The following is a 17,901-nucleotide window of genomic DNA, read 5'->3' on the forward strand; positions in this document are numbered from 1 at the left end:
CGAAAGCAATGGTCCGGGTACTTATACAGATTATAATTCTCTGCAGAATTTTTCAGGGGAAAATAAAACATGAACAAAATAAAGCCTCTGCAGCTTGTCTGGCTGCGAAGAGATTTACGCAGCAGAGACAATAAAGCCCTCTATCACGCCAGCCAGAACGGTTCCGTTATCTGCTTATGGTTCACGTTTGAACAGCAATGGCAAAAACATCACGACAGCCCTAATAAGCTCTGGTTCTGGCAGGAAAATATCAAACCTCTGCAAAAGAATCTTGAAACCTTCAATATCCCCCTTATCACCAGGAACCTGCAGAGCTTCGACGACGCTGCACAAACTATTTCCTCTTTAGCCCTGGAACTTGGCTGCCAAGGTGTGTGGTTTAACAACGAACATGAAACCCATGAAAACAGAAGGGACAATGCCGTTGAGCAAGCCTGCGAGCTGGCCGGTATCAACTGCAACCGGTTTTATGATGACACTCTGTGCCAACCCGGGTCACTCCTCAATAAACAATCTCTGCCCTATAAAGTATTCACACCTTTTCGGAAAGCCCTTTATAAGCAGCTGACACCAGATCAATGGCAACCACTTCCACCACCTGAGAAGCAGCAGCCATTAAAAAATATTCCAGCATCTGATCCGGCCCTCACTTTTCATCCAACAGCTAAAGATATCCACAAACAATGGCCTGCCGGTGAAAAAGCGGCCCACAAGGCTTTAAAGGAGTTTATCCAAAATAGAGCTGAGAACTATAAAGACAGCCGAGACTTCCCCGCCCTTTCTGGCACAAGCATCATCTCCCCCTGGCTGGTCGCAGGCGTTCTCTCAATACGACAGTGTTTTTCTTCAGCGCTGGCTGCTAACAGTGGTGAGCTGGATACAGGTAATACTGGTCTTTGCTGCTGGTTAAGTGAATTAGTATGGCGGGAATTTTACCGACATATACTCGTCCAGTTCCCCCATATATGCCACAACACAGCCTTTCAGAGAGAGACTGACAAACTGCCATGGTTACACGACCAAAAGCTTCTGGAAAAATGGCAACAGGGGCAAACCGGCGTCCCTATTGTAGATGCTGCCATGCGTCAGCTGACGGCAACAGGCTGGATGCACAATCGTCTGCGTATGGTGGTTGCTATGTATCTCAGCAAAGATTTACGACTGGACTGGCGACTGGGAGAACAGTTCTTTATGGAACACCTGCTGGATGGCGATCTGGCGTCTAACAATGGTGGCTGGCAATGGGCTGCCAGCACCGGAACGGATGCTGCGCCTTACTTTCGCATATTCAATCCCGTCAGCCAGTCCCTGAAGTTTGACCCTGATGGTGCATTCCTGCGACAGTGGTTGCCTGAATTAGCAGAGCTGGATAATAAAACTATTCACGACCCAGCCTCCAGCGGTTCACTCTTTTATGATGACAGTGTTTATCCCAAACCTCTCGTCGATCACAAAGAGGCCAGAGCAGCTACCCTTGAGGCCTTTAAAGCCCTAAAGAGCAAAAACAAGCAATGATAAAATCACCTACCGTCTGCAGTTTCGCTTTATTATGTTTGGCAACATTCAGCCATAGCGATACCAGCACCAGCTCAGATAAGAAACATCAACTCCAACTCATCCAAATGAAGGGGTGTGCCAGCTGTCACGGCACCAAAGGCCAGGGTAACACCATGATGAAAGGGCCAAAGCTGGCAGGACAAACCCAACAGGAGCTAGCCAGAAAAATCAAAGCTTACAGAAGTGGCGAGAGAAATAACCCCACCATGGCGATGATGACGTACTCATTAAGCGATGAGGAAATCGAAAATCTTGCTGCGTATTTCAGCCAATTCAAATAACCTCCTCCGGCAGGAGGAGGTTGCGGGAGTCACTTTATTCAACGGCTTTGGACTGGTAACGATCTTCACCCGGCTCATGAGGCAGAACCGCGTTCAGAATCACAGCTGTCAGGGCACAGAGACTAACCCCCTTCAGTGTCAGACCAAACACCACGACAGACAGATTACCCAGGCCAAATACCAGAACCAGGCCAACAATCGCCAGATTACGCGGCATGGTGAGATCCACCTGCGCCTTAATCAGAGTATTCAAACCCACCACTGCGATAGAGCCGAATAACAGCACCATAATGCCGCCCATAACCGGTGTAGGAATCGTAGCCAGAAAACCGCCCACTTTGCCGATAAAGGCAACGGCAATCGCGATAAACGCGGCCCAGGTCATAATCGCCGGGTTAAAGGCCTTGGTCAGCATCACCGCACCAGTCACTTCAGAGTAAGTGGTGTTAGGCGGGCCGCCCAGAAAAGCAGCGAAAGACGTTGCCAGACCATCACCCAGCAGTGTGTTCTGCAGGCCGGGCTTTTTGATATAGTCCTTGCCGGTGACAGAGCTGATGGCCAGCATATCGCCAATGTGTTCTATAGCGGGAGCGATAGCCACAGGGAGCATATAGAGAATGGCATTTACATTGAACTCAGGTGTTTCGAAGTTTGGAACAGCGAACCAGGCTGCCTGACTCATTGGCGTAAAGTCCACAACCCCCATCACCAAACCTGTGACATAACCAGCAACAATACCGCACAGGATAGGAATCAGCTTGATCAACCCCTTGGCAAACACTGCCGCAATCAGCGTGGCAACCAACGAAACACCCGCCAGAATCATAGACTCTTGAGGATCAATAGAGGGATTAGCAGAGCCGTTGGCCATATTCACCGCCACAGGTGCTAAACCAAGGCCGATCACCATAATCACCGGACCGACAACCACAGGTGGGAACATACGGTACAAAATGCCGCTGCCACGTACCCGCACAAGAAAACTCAGCAAAATATAGAGCATACCGGCTGCAACCAGGCCACCCATGGTGGAAGCCAGCCCCCATTCCGCCACACCGAAACTGATAGGTGCGATAAAAGCAAAGGAGGAGGCCAGGAAGATAGGTACCTGTCGGCGTGTTACCAACTGGAAAATCAGGGTGCCGGCACCAGCGGTGAAGAAAGCTACGTTGGCATCCAGACCAGTGAGCAAAGGCACGAGAACAAGCGCACCAAAGGCAACAAACAGCATTTGCCCGCCCATCAGTGCTTTTTTAGGGGTAGACCAATCGTCTGAGGACGATACAGTTCCTGCGTTTTGATGTGTCATGGGTTCCGATCCCTTATGACCATGAAAATCCCTGCACAATTATTTTTATGCACTAGGAATTCTTCACTCATGGTTGTTTTTGAGCGATTTTATCGAATGTTCACTTTTTAGGAAACGGATAGAGGAGCCAGAAAAACAGGCTCCCTTCACTCGAAAGAGTGGGTGCAACGGACGTTGCATATACGAAAAGAATGTGGCGCGTCCTGGAGGATTCGAACCTCCGACCGCCTGGTTCGTAGCCAGGTACTCTATCCAGCTGAGCTAAGGACGCGTGCTTTGCAAAATCGGTGCTTGTTTAAGACCAGCAAGTCTTTGAAAATGGCGCGTCCTGGAGGATTCGAACCTCCGACCGCCTGGTTCGTAGCCAGGTACTCTATCCAGCTGAGCTAAGGACGCGTGCTTGCCTGTTTAAGCAGGCTTAAATCATCTCACTGAAAACAAATCATTCTCAATAGGGGTTTTCCGATTCTTCCATCTGAAAGACAGATAAGAAAAGAATGGCGCGTCCTGGAGGATTCGAACTTCCGACCGCCTGGTTCGTAGCCAGGTACTCTATCCAGCTGAGCTAAGGACGCGTTTCAACGGCGGCAAACTATAGGGATATACCTTTCGAGAGTCAACCATAAAAAACAGAAGCTCACCGTTTTATTATTTTTCTCAGTTCACAAATCTCAAATACAAAAAAGCCGGCACAAAGGGGTGTGCCGGCGCTCTCAAAAGAGGGGGAGATTGAGATAAGAAAATGGCGCGTCCTGGAGGATTCGAACCTCCGACCGCCTGGTTCGTAGCCAGGTACTCTATCCAGCTGAGCTAAGGACGCGCTGAGGGTTGCGAACTATAGAGACACGGCACCCAGGAGTCAACTGCGCATATTACGCACAACACTCGTCGTCAGATTTACGCATTGCTGCCTTTTCCAGAGAGGGGGAAACTGTCTGCAATCACTCTTTCAGGAGACACATTATGCAGGCACTGCTTAAGAAACTGTCTGGCTATCGCCACATTATCTGGGACTGGAACGGCACGCTAATAAACGACGCCCCACAAGTACTCCATATTGTGAATGAACTACTGGAGGAGCAGGGACTGAACACCATCACGCTGGATGAATACCGCGATCGCTTCACCCATCCGGTGTCTGACTTTTATAAAGGGTTGGGTTTTAACTTTGAAGCGTTTCCTTTTGATGAACTGTGCCTGCACTTCAACGACAAGTACGGCCAGCGCATTCCCTACCTGACACTGCACGAAGATGCACAGGAAGTCGCCAGCCATATTGCCCAGGGGCAGTGGACACAGTCCATTCTTTCAGCTGCCCCTGAGAGTGCACTGCAGGAAGGCGTAAAAACCTTTGGTATCGAAAACTACTTCAGCCATGTGTACGGCCTGGACAATCTCCATGCTGCCTCCAAGGTTCAACGTGGCCATGAGCTGATTAAAAAGGTGGGTATCCCGAATAAAGAGACCATTCTGATTGGCGATACCGATCATGACCTTGAAGTGGCCGAAGCCCTGGGTATTGACCTGATTCTGATCGCCCAGGGCCATCAGTCTTTTGAACGACTGCGGAAGCTGCATCCAAACACTCTGCCCGGCCTGAAAGCCGCTTGATTCCTCCTGCTTAGTCCCCAAACCGAAAAACACATCGACCCTGAGAGCCGCACCTCTTTATAATTGCGGCTTTCCTTCCCCTTCTGAAATGAGAGTCTTACATGTCAGCTGCTAACGAGCTCAAACGCGGTTCAATCGTAGAAATCAATGGTCACTACTATCAGGTAAAAACCATTGAAGCGAAAAGCCCCTCTTCCCGTGGCGCACAAACTCTGTACAAAATCCGCTTCAATCAGGTGCCCGGCGGTCGCAAGATGGAAGGCTCCTACACCGGTAACGACCAGTTCATTGATGTGGACATGCAGCGCCGCGAAGCTTCCTTCCTCTATAAGGATGGTGACTTTTACACATTCATGGACAGCGAAGACTACTCTCAGTACAGCCTGGGTGAAGGAGAGTTGGAAGGTCAGCTGGAATATCTGCTGGATGGCATGGAAGGTTTATCTGTACTGATTGTGGATGATCAGCCTCTGGCTATTGAACTGCCTCAATCTGTGGTTATGGAAGTGGTGGACACCACTCCGGCTATCAAAGGTGCCACCGCTGCCGCCCGTACCAAGCCAGCACGCATGGCGACCGGCCTGGAAGTTCAGGTTCCTGAATATCTGGCTCCCGGCGAGAGCATCAAGATCAACACCGAAACTGGCAAGTTCATGTCCCGCGCCTAGACTTCTGAGGTTTTGAACCGTGACAGATTCACAGCACCTGAAAGACCCGACTAAAAAAATCCAGAAGTTCAAGCCTTGGCAGTTCACTGCATTTTGCACCGCTATGGCTCAACGCAGCCTGCCTAACTATGCGCTGTTCTCGGAAGTGACCGAATTTGGCGACACAGCCGAACTTACCCACTGCCTGAATATGCTGTGGGACCATGTGGCGGGTCAGCAGTCTGCCAAGAACTTCGAGCGACTGCTGGAGCGACTGGAAGAACAGACACCGGATGTCGAACAGTTTGACATGTACGGTGTGTACCCTGCCCTGGATGCCATTGTCTCTCTGACAACAGCCGTACATTGCTCCATGGAACCCTCACCCGAGGAAGCCCTGAGCAATGCCCGACTCTCTCTGGCGACTATTGGCAAATTTCTGAGTCAGGCCGAAGCCCCTGATTTAAAGGGGGTAGAGCTGAGTCAATACATCGAACAGCACCCACTTACTCTGCAGCATCTGGACTTTATTGATGAGGCCATCTCCCTCCTCGGCAAGAGCAAGCCTAATCAGGATATGAAGAAAAGCCTGCGTCAGCTCGCCACCAATGATGGTATCAGCGAACTGGGCATCAGCCTGGAAAGCTAATCCAGTACTGGCGCTTTTTCACCGAGCGCCAGCTCTCCCCCTCCTCCCAGGACCAACTACGCTCAAAAAAGAATACGTAAAACAAATAACGCACCGGGAGCATGTCATGAAAAGCATCTGCCTGTTTTATACACTGCTCGGATCATTACTGGCTTTCCACAGTACAGAGCTTCAGGCATCAGACGATTGCGACAACCGTTCATATACGAAAGCCAAGGGTTATCCGGACTGGAAAATTGGCGGGTTGATTTTTGGCACCCACGGGCAAGTTCAAGCGACCCAGGCTCTCGAGTTCAAGGTGGGCGGCCACCTCCCTGAAGATCAAGGCTTCTACCCCAAAACCGTCACCCTCTCTCTGACCGAAAAGCCCAGCACCATCAGCAAACTGCTAGCGCAACCCAGCGCCGTTACCATCAGTTACGGTATTTTTTATCTTGATGCAGATGACGCCAGCCACACCATTATTTACAACGCGCTGGACTCCACCCCCTTTCTTGATGAGTTTGAGCAGAGCAACAGTTTTACCATCCATGGCAGTCAGTTTCTTGAGTCCTGCAAAATTCCGCGAGGACGAACACAAACCAGGTTAGAAATCTCAGGGTACGTTGTTCAAGTCGAAAGGAAAGGCTTCAGTAAGTTTACTCGCAGCTGCAATGTTATAGTGAATACAAGAGGGAAAGCCGAAGAAGTGCAACAGCATTTCGACCGCTACGAAGAACGTCAGCTTTGCAATGACAACTCAGATTATTTCAACTGTACAACGGAAACCGTACCGATTTACAAAGATGTTACCGTCACAGTCCCCAACACCCAGCTGCTAATCGCCCACTCTGAAGAAGCCTGCGCCTTTGCTGAAGATGCAGGCCGGGCCCGGTCACCCGTTCAGGTTGAATACTCTATACGGAAATTTTCCATATCGGACCCCAATCGAACCAAAATTCATCGCATCACCGTTCAACCCGCCCGTGATCCATAAAAAGGTTGTGTAACTCATGCCAGGCAAGGACAACAAATATGGACACTTCGGTTTCTCCCTATACAATCCAACTCAAGAAAAGGGATTCACAGGAGACTGTCGTGGATATTGCAGAATTCGAAAGCTTGATGTTAAACCTGTTAATCCCTGCCCTGATTTTATTTATGGGGTTTATTGTCTGGGATATAGCCCGCAAGCATAACGCAGGCAAGTTCGGCACATTTGTACTGTTTGGAACACTGGGGCTAGGCGTTCTGGGCTTTGCTATCAAAAAGCTGATCGCCATGAATCTTGGCATTGAATAAGGCCATTGAATCTGGAAGAAAACCCCACAGACTCAAGCCCAACCCCGTACATATAATAAAAAAATCACAAAAACAGCAGTGAGACGCGCCATGTCCTCTTCTCCCTACGTCACTCATACCGTGTTTAATCAGCCGCCGTCTCTCAGCGAGTGGAACCTGTTCACGTCTGACATTGCCCTGCAGGAAGCCCTGAAGCGGGAAGGTGGTAGCTGGGGTGAGCAAACAGTCAGTAACCACGGCGCCCGCCTTGGGGGAGAACTTTTTGAAGCCGGCTTTCTTGCCAACGAACACCTGCCTGTTTTCCATAGTCATGATCGCTTTGGACACCGTATTGACCTGGTGAAATTTCACCCTGCCTATCACCAGTTAATGGATTGTGCCATCAGCCACAGCCTGCACTCTTCTCCCTGGATAAAACCCCGCTCTGGTGCCCATGCTGTTCGTGCCAGCCAGATGTATATGCAGAATCAGGTTGAAGCCGGACACTGCTGTCCGTTGACCATGACCTTTGCTGCCGTGCCGGCTATTGCCCAGCAACCTGATATTGCCGAAAAATGGCTGCCCCGTATCACCGCTAATGTTTACGACCCCACCAACAAACCCTGGTTTGAAAAAAACGGTCTCACCATCGGCATGGCCATGACGGAAAAACAGGGTGGAACAGATGTGCGGGCTAACACCTCTCGCGCAACCCCCCGCAGCAGCTCTCCGAGCCAACAGGGTCCTGGCCAGCTGTACGATATTGTGGGTCACAAATGGTTCTGTTCTGCCCCCATGTGCGATGCCTTCCTCACGCTGGCGCAAACTGAGAAAGGTTTAAGCTGCTTCCTGATGCCCCGCTGGCGGGAAGATGGCTCCAAAAACGCTATGGAAGTTCAGCGCTTGAAAAATAAACAGGGTAACAAAGCCAATGCGTCCAGCGAGATTGAGTTCCGCAATGCCGAAGCCTGGATGCTGGGGGAGGAAGGACGTGGCGTCGCCACCATTATCAACATGGTGGCCATGACCCGCTTCGATTGTATGATCGGCTCCAGCGCACTGATGCGTCAGGCTGTTGCCCAGGCTGCCCACCACTGCCAGTATCGGGAGGTGTTTGGTAAACCGTTAGCCCAACAGCCTTTGATGCAAAATGTATTAGCCGATCTGGCCCTGGAAAGCGAGGGCGCTCTGGCGATGTCTATGCGAGTAGCCCGCGCACTGGACAATCAAAACGATGAACAGGAAAAGCTCTTTTCTCGCATAGCTGTAGCCATTGGCAAGTACTGGATCTGCAAACGGGCACCGGCTCACATCAACGAAGCTCAGGAGTGTCTCGGCGGCGTGGGCTATGTGGAGGAAACCATTCTGCCACGGCTTTATAGAGAGGCACCGGTAAACTCCATCTGGGAAGGCAGTGGCAACGTACAATGTCTGGATGTTCTTCGCGCCCTGAATCGTCAACCAGAAACCCTTGATGCCCTGATGGCTGAGCTGCATCGCAACCGTGGCATGGAAAGCCGACTGGATACTCGCCTGGAAAAACTCGGCCACACTATGGCGACCTTAATGAAAGACCCTGCACAACTGGAGTATCGCGCCCGCGCTGTTATAGAGGAACTGGCTTTATGCCTGCAAGCCAGTTTGTTACTGGACGGCAACCCGCAAATTGCCGGTGCGTTTGCGCAGGCGCGTCTGGGAGACGAGCGTAGTTTGGTTTATGGTACCTTGCCCACGGGTACTCCGGTTACGGATATCCTTAACCGCACCACACCACAACTTTGAACTCAGTGAATGCTTTACCGTAACAAACAAACCAAAGGGCTGGCACAGGATCTTTTCCTGATGCCAGCCTCTTATCAGCGTTTCGCGCAAATTTGCCTGCCTATAGCTCTTATTGCTATTACTACTTTTGCCCTCATTCCGCCGGATGATGTCCCACTGGCAACTCTGGGAGATAAAGTTCTTCATATCACAGCGTTTTTCACTCTGGCGGGCATTGTTGATGCAGCCTGGCCACACTCTCGCTGGAACTGGAAAAAGATGGCACTGCTCACCAGCTATGGGCTAGCTATAGAAATTGCCCAGAGTTTTCACCCTTTGCGAACGTTTGCTCTGGATGATCTGGCGGCGGATGTCATCGGCCAACTACTGTATCTGGCACTGACGCCACTCTTCCAGCGAATACCTGTTCTCCGCCTCCGCTGGCAGCATAAGCCTCAGTAACGAATCCCTATGCGCCGGAACAGGAAGCAAACGACCCATAAGGGACCAATAAGAAGGAACTGAATATCTTTCAGGAATGAGGGCTTCTTGCCCTCAATATGATGCCCCACAAATTGCAAAATCCAGGACACCACAAAAATAATCACCGTTGTCCATAACAACACTTCGGAACCTATTCGCTCCAACTCCAGTACACACCCAAGCATCACCGTCACAATAACCGCCATAGCCACAGCAAGCTTGATGGAAAGGCGCATATAAAAAAACAAGGCAAAGCCCATAAAAGCACAGGCAAATAATGGGCTGAAATACCAGAACAGCCCGATCACACAAAAGGTAATGAGCGGTACACAAACCCAGTGAATTAATTTATTTGTGGGGTTCTGGTGGCTTTCCCCATATTCTTCAAGCCACTGATCAATAGTTTTCATATGCCCTACCTATACTTAGTCACTGTCGGGTAATATTTCGGCAGCCCTGAGCCCTGGATTACAGGCCGTAGAATCACCCACCATTCAGAGAAGTCAATACAATCGCGTCTGGTTCAATCCTGTAACCCACGCCTTTTGCCGACATAAGCGCAGCAAGGGGCGTATCCTCACTCACTGGGAACAACAACAAATTATCCAATCGTTTAGCCACAATATCCGCTAACCCATCAAGCACCATCATCTGAACCAGCTCTGACTGCACAGAGATATCACGACTGGAAATCGTCACGTTATCCAGAAAAACTGCGTGTTCCTGTGGGCTTATATTCAGCTCACTGTTTCCCTTTAACACCAGAGACATAGGGCCAGAAGAAAACTTGCCGGCAAAATCTAAATCCACCTCACCGGATATAACCCAGCTCACAGTTTTGCGGCTATCAGCAAATATGACTTCGGGGGTTTGGAGGTAAAGTGTAGCGCGGGCGGTGGCAGGGAGGTCAACAGTTACAATTTGAGGGCTGGGGAAGCCCTCAGTGACCAAAGTCTGAAATTCTTCGCTGGATAAAGTCACATTCCGGTCACCTGAGCAGGCCACCAGCATGGTCATTAGTATAAAGACTGAGCTAGCCAACAGCCCTTTTTTCACAACAGAACCTCCCCCGTTATTCTTTTCGGAGGAGATTATACACCAGGACTGTTGAGGTTTTGTCAGACGGTTTGTTCGTGGGCTTTTACAACAGGAATGTTGATGGTAGTTCGTAAACCGGGGCCAGCATTCTCCGCAACGATTATGCCCTTGTGGCCATCCACTGCAGCCTTGGCAATCGCCATACCCAAACCTGTACCACTGTTATCACCACCTCGGGTTTCATCCACCCGGTAGAATGGTTCAAACAGATGGCCGATTTCATCTTCTGGCACACCGGGGCCGAAATCACGCACTTCCACGCATGCGGTATCGGCAGAAAGCTTCAGACGCACTTCCACTCGACTGTCCCTGGGAGAGAAGCGAATCGCATTGCGAACAATGTTTTCCACAGCACTGGTAAGTGCATCTTTGTCACCATAGAGCACGCAGTGATCACAGCGCATCAACACAACAGCCTTATCATGAACGGCTGCTTCAAAGTCGGCATTATCCACCAGATCACGCAATGCCCGATCGAGGCTAAAGCTATCTTTAGGCTGATCGAAGTTAGCCGTTAACATACGAGACCATTTCAGAATCTGGCCGATCATATCGTTCAGACGATCAATATCCCGCTCCATACGCTCATGCTCACACTTTGCCACATCACCGGATTTTGCCCGGGCCAGCGCAAGAGCCAGCTGAAGACGGGTAAGAGGGGAGCGCAATTCATGGGACACATCCCGCAACAGACGCTGCTTGGTTTTGTCCATAGTTTCCAAGCGTTCAGCCATAGTATTGAAGTCACGACACAGCTCGCCAACCTCATCCTTTCGCAGTGTCAGATACTTCGGTAGCCGCGCATCCAGATCACCGGCAGCAACCTGACGCACCCGCCGCTGCAGCATTCTCAGAGGGCTGATAATGGAAATAACCAGCAGCAGGCACAACAGAGCGCTTGCCACAAAGGCCATAACAATCAAAACGGGATGTGTGCTGACAATATGGAACAGACGACGCCATAACAGTGCCTTGCTGTGCCAGAGCATCAGCAGCTGCCATTCGCCTTTGCTGGTTTCCACTGCTGTCGGGCCAACAACAACAAAGCTGGAAATATTCGACACATGAATCTTGGATTGTTTCATATCCCGAACCACTTCCAGCATCGGATAATCAAGGTGATGTCGGGTCGTCACCCACTGCCCATCAGGACCTATCATCACCAGTGCCATCTGATCCGGGAAACCCTTATGCTCTTCTACGTGCCCCAGCGCGGCTGTCATCGTTTTACCGACTTCTAACTGCTCCTGAATCAACTCACCATAATGATCCAGATCATCATAGAGGGCTTCACGGGCAGGCATGGAGTCAAGAGGTGCAATGGTAACTGAAGCTGTTATAAGGATGGCACCCAGCAACAGGGCCACAGCCAGCCAGAACCAGAGCAGAATTTTTCTATGGAAGCCCTTCAGCAAGGAGCCTCGAGTCGACTCATTCATGGCCAGTGCTTGCACGATCATTGATCACCTGATTAAACGTAAAACGACGCGTTACCAGGGTATTGACAGGTAACCGCGCCGCCTTTAACAACAGAATTGACTATCAGTCTGCAATATAGAAATAACCGGAACCGCGTACCGTTTTCAAACGAGGACGCCCATCAGGCTTATTACCGATCTTCCGACGCAGGTTGCTCACGTGCATATCGATAGCACGATCGTGAAGCATCAAACGACGGTTCAAGGCTACGTGGGTCAATTCCTCACGGGTTACCAGCTCACCGGCCTTGTCGATCAGGGTTTTCAGAACAATGAATTCTGTGGCTGTAATATCCAGAACTTCCTCTTCCAGCATCACTTCATGATTAGCCAGATTCAGAGCGAGATTATCGATTTGCAGAACTTTACGTCGGTTGCGATCTCCCTCTTCGGGGGTGCGGGCACGACGCAGGATGGCCTTCATGCGAGCCACCAGTTCACGGTGATTGAATGGCTTGGACAGATAATCATCGGCACCGATTTCCAGGCCAACAATACGATCCACATCATCACCACGGGCGGTGAGCATAAGGACAGGAACCTGAGATTGCTGACGAATATTGCGCAGCACTTCAAAACCATTCAGTTTTGGCAGGGTAACATCGAGCAGAACCATGGTATAAGAACCACTGAGAGCGGCTTCAACACCTTGTACACCGTCGTGTACGGCTGTGACCTGATAACCTTCAGTACGAAGGAATTCAACCAACAGTTCACAGAGTTCCAGATCGTCATCAACGAGAAGGATATCAATCATGATGCAGGACACTTCACAACAAAAAAAATACGAGATCAGCACCTGCACAAACTGCAAAAACAATCAGTGTCTGGCAGGTATTAGAACATTCATGCTGCCATTCTAAGCAGTCATCCTTTTCAGTGTCTCTATTTTCTGTAAAGAGTTCGTCAATTGTAAGGAGTGTTGACCGATGTCATCATTCGGGACACACTTACAGCACAAAAATCATACGAAACTGAATTACACTCACAATACACTGACACTCGCCAGATATATTTTCTTAAGTAATACCCGTTAAAACAAACAACATCCTACTAACTGATAGTCATCCAATCTACCTTCTGCTCTCACCGTACCCCCTGTTTCGTCACGACCACCTTCCGAAAAATTATGTAATCTGCACAACATTTCAGCAGGTCACCATGCAACAGCTAGACTTGTACCCACATTTACCTTAACCTCCTTACAAATAATCCTACCTATATGCGCCTTTTTAACGCAGATTGTGCAAACTCCTTGCACAAGCAGAAAAAGGAACACCTTTAGATACTGAGAATCACTATGTGGAAGCCTAAAAAACTCTCCCTGCCAGTTATTTCTATTGTGCTGGGTTTAACCGCGTTGGCGGGCTGTTCAGACGGCAAACAGAATCCTCAAAATGGCCAGATGCAGATGCCAGCGCCTTCGGTTTCTGTGGTAACTGTTTCAGAAGAGCCCGTTGGAGCATACAACGAGTTTGTCGCTCGCACAGAAGCCAGCGAAACCGTAGAGCTGAGAGCCCGGGTTGAAGGCTTTATTGAAAAGCGCGGTTTCCTTGAAGGGGAAACCGTGCAAAAAGGTCAGCTACTGTTTCTGATTGATCAGGCACCGTTTCAAGCTGTACTCAGTCAGGCAAAAGCCAACCTGATCAGCGCACAGGCCGAAGAAGTTCGCGCCAAAGGCGATCTGGATCGTGGTCATGAACTGTTCCCACAAGGGCATATCAGCAAGTCGGACCTGGACAAACTCATCAGTACCGAAGCTCAGGCAAAGGCCAATGTGCAGGCCAGCAAGGCCCAGCTGGAAACAGCCCGCATCAACCTCTCTTATACTGAGATTCGCGCCCCTTTCAGTGGGCGTATTGGTAAAGCCACCTACAGTGTTGGCAACCTTGTTGGCCCCAGCAGCTCACCATTAGCGGAACTGGTCAAACTGGATCCGATGCACGTCAACTTCCAGGTCAATGAAAAGGTACTGATCAGCTACCAGCAATCCCATCAGGAACATACCAGAGACCACAATGGCGGCTCCGAGTTTGATCTATCCCTGAAACTGCCTAACGGCAGCATTTATTCCGAGCCAGGCATCTTCGATTTTGCTGACATTAAAGTGGATGAAACCACCGGCACTATAAATCTGCGGGCCTCCTTCTCCAACCCTGACCGCCTGCTGCTGCCGGGCCTGTACGCAACCTTGATGGTTGACAGCACCCGTAAGGAAAATATGCCGCTGATCCCTCAGGTCTCTGTACAGGAAAACCAGCAAGGTCGTTTTGTTCTGGTTGTGAATGATGAGAACAAAGTGAATACCCGTATTATCAAAACAGGTCGCCGTATTGGCCCCATGTGGACTGTGACATCAGGCCTGAAAGCCGGAGAAAAGGTCATTGTTGCCGGCTTGCAGAAGGTACGCCCTGACATTACCGTCAACCCGGTAATGAAGATGATTGATACCACCACTGGCACGCTCAGCGATCCGGAACAACAAGCAGGACAGCCCGTACGAAAAGCAGACGGTGAGGCTCAATAAATGCTGTTCAGTCACTTTTTTATAAAGCGACCCAAGTTCGCTTTTGTCATATCCATTGTGATTACACTGGCAGGGTTAATATCTCTGTCGATGTTGCCAGTTAATATGTACCCGGAAATTGCACCTCCCCAGGTACAGGTTTCGGCCACTTACCCGGGGGCCAGCGCTCAGGTTGTGGAAGAGGCAGTCATCCGGCCCCTTGAGGAGAAAATAAACGGCGTGGAAGACATGCTGTATATCGAATCCTCGGCCAGCAACGATGGCAGAGCCACCATTACGGTGACGTTTAAATCGGGGATAGACGACGACATCGCCCAGGTAAACGTCCAGAATCGTGTTTCTCTGGCTGAATCCAAACTACCAGCAGATGTTCGCAGTCAGGGGATCACCGTACGTAAGCAATCCAGTAACATACTGATGGGTGTGGTGCTGAGATCCCCCGATGGCCGGTTCGACAACAAATTTCTGAGCAACTATGCCAGCAATTATATTACTGAGCCTCTGGCCCGTATCTCCGGTGTCAGCGCGGTCAATGTCATGGGTGATCAGACCTACAGCATGCGTCTCTGGCTGAACCCTGATCGCATGAACGCGTTGAACGTAACCGTGACCGATGTTCGCAACACCCTGAATGAACAGAACATGGTTGTCGCTGCCGGTAAGCTGGGTCAGGGTCCGAACCTGCCAGATCAGCAGTTTGAATACACTATTCAGAGCCAGGGCCGCCTGAGAACAGAATCCGAGTTTGGCAACACCATTATTCGCGCCAACCCGGACGGTTCTATTGTTCGCCTGCGGGATATTGCCCGTATTGAGCTGGGTACACAGTCCTATTCAGGTCAGGCCAGGCTGGATGGAAAACCCATAGCCTTTATAGTGGCCTACCAGTTGCCTTCTGCTAACGCCCTTGATGTGGCTGAAGGTGTTCATGCTGAAATGGAGCGTCTGTCCCAGAGCTTCCCGGAAGGCCTGGAATACTACATCCCCTACGACACAACCCGCTTTATTTCACGCTCCATTAGCGAAGTTATATCCACTCTGTTTGCTGCTGTGGCTCTGGTGGTTCTGGTGGTGTTCCTGTTCTTGCAGAACATCCGCATGACCCTGATCCCTACACTGGCCATTCCGGTGTCTCTGATCGGTACATTCGCCATTATGAATGTGCTGGGCTACTCCATTAACACTATCTCTCTGTTCGGCCTTGTACTGGCGATCGGGGTCGTCGTAGACGACGCCATTGTTGTCATAGAAAATGTTGAACGACATATCTCCGAGGGGATGCACCCGATAGAGGCTACGCGGGTCACCATGACGGAGGTCACCGGCCCGGTTATCGCCACCACCCTGGTACTGCTGGCGGTATTTGTCCCTGTGGGCTTTATGCCGGGTATTACCGGGACACTCTATAAACAGTTCTCAGTGACCATTTCTGTCGCGGTTCTGATCTCCTCCCTCAACGCTCTGACCCTTAGCCCGGCACTGTGTGCCACGATTCTCAGAGCAGACAAGATGAGTCATCTCAGGATGATGAAGCCTCTGGAAGCGCTGATCACCCGTATGACCGGTAGCTACAAAACCACTGTCGGCTGGATGCTCAAACGTGCTGCTCGCATAGGTGTCCTGTTTCTGATACTTCTGGCCGCCGCAGGCTATCTGTTGAAAGAGCTGCCTTCCAGTTTTGTTCCTAATGAAGATCAGGGCTTCCTGCTCCTTAACCTGCAACTGCCCGATGCGGCCTCCGTTAACCGCACCAACGAGGTGATGGAACGCATCAACAAGATGGTATTGAATGATCCGGCCGTCGATCACTTTGTGGGCATAACCGGTTTCAGCATTATGGCGGGTTCCGGTTCCAACAATGGTCTGGGCTTTATCATTTTGAAAGACTGGGATGAGCGCACCACACCGGAGATGCAGCCAGCGGCTATTCTCGGTCGTCTGCAGGGCCAGCTCTGGGCCATGCAGGATGCACAGGCTTTTGCCTTTGAAATGCCGTCTATTCCCGGCCTGGGTGCCACCGGTGGCTTCGACTTCCGCCTTCAGGATACTATGGGCCGTGACCCTCAACAGCTGGCGCAAGTGCTGAATGGCCTGATTTTCGAAGCCAACCAGCGCCCTGAACTGAGCCGGGTAATGAGTACCTTCCGGGCCAACGTGCCTCAGTACTCTCTGAGTGTGGACAGAGACAAAGTGAAAGCCATGGGCGTGAACATCTCCGATGTTTACCAGACTCTGCAGGCTCAACTTGGTTCCATGTACATTAACGACTTCACCCGCTTTGGTCGCATCTATCAAGTGATCATGCAGGCGGAGAACAAGTACCGCACCAAACCTGAAGATCTGAGCAACTACTTTGTGCGTAATGCCACTGGCGAGATGGTGCCGCTGTCCACGATGGTGAGTATGAAGCCGATTCTGAGCGCCTCTTCTATCAGCCGCTTTAACCTCTACAACTCAGCCACTATCAATGGTGAAGCAGCACCAGGCTACAGTAGCGGTGACGCTATCAAGGCAATGACCGAACTGGCTGAAAAGCTCCCCGACGGTTACACCTTTGAGTGGGCAGGTCAGACCCGACAGGAAATCTCAGCAGGCAACCTGACCCCGATTCTGTTCGGACTCGCCATTCTGTTTGTGTACCTGTTCCTGGTGGCTCAGTATGAAAGCTGGAACATTCCCTTCTCGGTTATTGCCTCAGTACCTATTGCCATCTTCGGCGCGGCACTGGGCCTGACCCTGACGGGAATGGTCAATAACATCTACGCCCAGATAGGCATGGTACTGTTGATAGGTATCGCAGCGAAAACCGCCATTCTCATTGTGGAATTCGCCATGTCCAAACGGGAAGAAGGCATGAGTATTCTGGAAGCAGCAGAAACCGCTGCAGGCCTGCGTTTCCGGGCGGTTTTAATGACGGCACTGTCGTTTGTGCTCGGTATTCTGCCTCTGGTTGCTGCCACCGGCCCTGGGGCAGCCAGCCGTCAATCCCTGGGTATGACCGTGTTCTGCGGTATGCTGGCAGCTACGGTTATTGGTACACTGATGACGCCAATTCTGTATCGCATCATTCAGGCGATGCGTGAAAAAGTCAAAGGTGAGCTGGAGCACCTTCAGAAGTAACCTCACACAATCTACGCTCTCCCCCAAATCTATTTGGGGGAGACAACACAAGCGATGTTCAGCGAAGTCTTTTCTAGAATTGGGATAATTAACAGGCGATATTGGAGAGCTTGCATATAC

Annotated in this window: 16 protein-coding genes and 4 tRNA genes; 11 read left to right on the forward strand and 9 right to left on the reverse strand. The window is 50.6% G+C overall.

Annotated features, from left to right (window positions below):
- The first annotated feature begins 69 nt into the window (after positions 1 to 69).
- Both phrB and E1189_RS11845 read left to right on the forward strand, forming a co-directional pair.
- Entirely contained in the window at positions 70 to 1,515 is a 1,446-nt protein-coding gene (gene phrB / locus E1189_RS11840; protein WP_230460352.1) for a deoxyribodipyrimidine photo-lyase, read from the forward strand.
- Between the two features lie 107 nt (positions 1,516 to 1,622).
- Entirely contained in the window at positions 1,623 to 1,838 is a 216-nt protein-coding gene (locus tag E1189_RS11845; RefSeq protein ID WP_155160565.1) for a c-type cytochrome, read from the forward strand.
- A gap of 34 nt (positions 1,839 to 1,872) precedes the next feature.
- Here E1189_RS11845 and E1189_RS11850 read toward each other — a convergent pair whose 3' ends face one another.
- The 5 genes from E1189_RS11850 to E1189_RS11870 all read right to left on the reverse strand — a co-directional run bounded on the left by E1189_RS11850 (position 1,873) and on the right by E1189_RS11870 (position 3,967).
- Complete coding sequence (locus tag E1189_RS11850; RefSeq protein ID WP_155160539.1) at positions 1,873 to 3,147, reverse strand: uracil-xanthine permease family protein; 1,275 nt, start codon at positions 3,145 to 3,147, stop codon at positions 1,873 to 1,875.
- Between the two features lie 194 nt (positions 3,148 to 3,341).
- Positions 3,342 to 3,418, reverse strand: a tRNA-Arg gene (locus E1189_RS11855).
- Between the two features lie 48 nt (positions 3,419 to 3,466).
- Positions 3,467 to 3,543, reverse strand: a tRNA-Arg gene (locus E1189_RS11860).
- Between the two features lie 102 nt (positions 3,544 to 3,645).
- Positions 3,646 to 3,722, reverse strand: a tRNA-Arg gene (locus tag E1189_RS11865).
- 168 nt (positions 3,723 to 3,890) lie between these two features.
- Positions 3,891 to 3,967: transfer RNA gene (locus E1189_RS11870), tRNA-Arg, on the reverse strand.
- A gap of 143 nt (positions 3,968 to 4,110) precedes the next feature.
- Here E1189_RS11870 and E1189_RS11875 point away from each other — a divergent pair.
- From E1189_RS11875 to E1189_RS11905, 7 genes are all read left to right on the forward strand, one after another.
- Positions 4,111 to 4,758 (forward strand): HAD family hydrolase, encoded by a 648-nt coding sequence (locus E1189_RS11875; protein ID WP_155160540.1) that lies wholly within the window; start codon positions 4,111 to 4,113, stop codon positions 4,756 to 4,758.
- A gap of 101 nt (positions 4,759 to 4,859) precedes the next feature.
- Complete coding sequence (gene efpL, locus E1189_RS11880) at positions 4,860 to 5,426, forward strand: elongation factor P-like protein EfpL (protein WP_155160541.1); 567 nt, start codon at positions 4,860 to 4,862, stop codon at positions 5,424 to 5,426.
- A gap of 19 nt (positions 5,427 to 5,445) precedes the next feature.
- Complete coding sequence (locus tag E1189_RS11885; RefSeq protein ID WP_155160542.1) at positions 5,446 to 6,054, forward strand: YjaG family protein; 609 nt, start codon at positions 5,446 to 5,448, stop codon at positions 6,052 to 6,054.
- 106 nt (positions 6,055 to 6,160) lie between these two features.
- On the forward strand, positions 6,161 to 7,030 hold the full coding sequence (locus E1189_RS11890) for a hypothetical protein (protein WP_155160543.1): 870 nt from the start codon (positions 6,161 to 6,163) through the stop codon (positions 7,028 to 7,030).
- A 38-nt stretch (positions 7,031 to 7,068) separates the two neighbouring features.
- On the forward strand, positions 7,069 to 7,335 hold the full coding sequence (locus E1189_RS11895) for a DUF2788 domain-containing protein (protein WP_155160544.1): 267 nt from the start codon (positions 7,069 to 7,071) through the stop codon (positions 7,333 to 7,335).
- Positions 7,336 to 7,425: 90 nt separating this feature from the next.
- Positions 7,426 to 9,096, forward strand: coding sequence for an isovaleryl-CoA dehydrogenase (locus E1189_RS11900; protein ID WP_155160545.1), 1,671 nt, complete (start codon positions 7,426 to 7,428; stop codon positions 9,094 to 9,096).
- Between the two features lie 9 nt (positions 9,097 to 9,105).
- Positions 9,106 to 9,537 (forward strand): VanZ family protein, encoded by a 432-nt coding sequence (locus E1189_RS11905; RefSeq protein ID WP_230460354.1) that lies wholly within the window; start codon positions 9,106 to 9,108, stop codon positions 9,535 to 9,537.
- On the opposite strand, the gene E1189_RS11910 is transcribed toward E1189_RS11905, so the two are convergent.
- The 4 genes from E1189_RS11910 to E1189_RS11925 form a co-directional block, all read right to left on the reverse strand.
- Positions 9,531 to 9,968 carry an Mpo1 family 2-hydroxy fatty acid dioxygenase gene (locus E1189_RS11910; protein WP_155160546.1) on the reverse strand — a complete coding sequence of 146 codons (438 nt, stop codon included), beginning with the start codon at positions 9,966 to 9,968 and terminating at the stop codon, positions 9,531 to 9,533. The two genes, E1189_RS11905 and E1189_RS11910, sit on opposite strands and share 7 nt — an antisense overlap.
- 73 nt (positions 9,969 to 10,041) lie before the next feature.
- Complete coding sequence (locus E1189_RS11915) at positions 10,042 to 10,614, reverse strand: hypothetical protein (protein ID WP_155160547.1); 573 nt, start codon at positions 10,612 to 10,614, stop codon at positions 10,042 to 10,044.
- 62 nt (positions 10,615 to 10,676) lie between these two features.
- Positions 10,677 to 12,116, reverse strand: coding sequence for an ATP-binding protein (locus E1189_RS11920; protein ID WP_155160548.1), 1,440 nt, complete (start codon positions 12,114 to 12,116; stop codon positions 10,677 to 10,679).
- An 82-nt stretch (positions 12,117 to 12,198) separates the two neighbouring features.
- The gene (locus tag E1189_RS11925; protein WP_155160549.1) at positions 12,199 to 12,891 is read right to left on the reverse strand and encodes a response regulator; all 693 of its coding nucleotides are present in this window, start codon (positions 12,889 to 12,891) and stop codon (positions 12,199 to 12,201) included.
- A 543-nt stretch (positions 12,892 to 13,434) separates the two neighbouring features.
- On the opposite strand from E1189_RS11925, the gene E1189_RS11930 reads away from it, so the two are divergent.
- Positions 13,435 to 14,661 (forward strand): efflux RND transporter periplasmic adaptor subunit, encoded by a 1,227-nt coding sequence (locus tag E1189_RS11930; protein WP_155160550.1) that lies wholly within the window; start codon positions 13,435 to 13,437, stop codon positions 14,659 to 14,661.
- Positions 14,662 to 17,781, forward strand: a complete 3,120-nt coding sequence (locus E1189_RS11935) for an efflux RND transporter permease subunit (protein ID WP_329602007.1) — start codon at positions 14,662 to 14,664, stop codon at positions 17,779 to 17,781.
- Positions 17,782 to 17,901 lie beyond the last annotated feature (120 nt).

Origin of the sequence: Parendozoicomonas verongulae (assembly GCF_009711465.1) — a bacterium.
GTDB classification, from domain to species: Bacteria; Pseudomonadota; Gammaproteobacteria; order Pseudomonadales; family Endozoicomonadaceae; genus Sansalvadorimonas; species Sansalvadorimonas verongulae.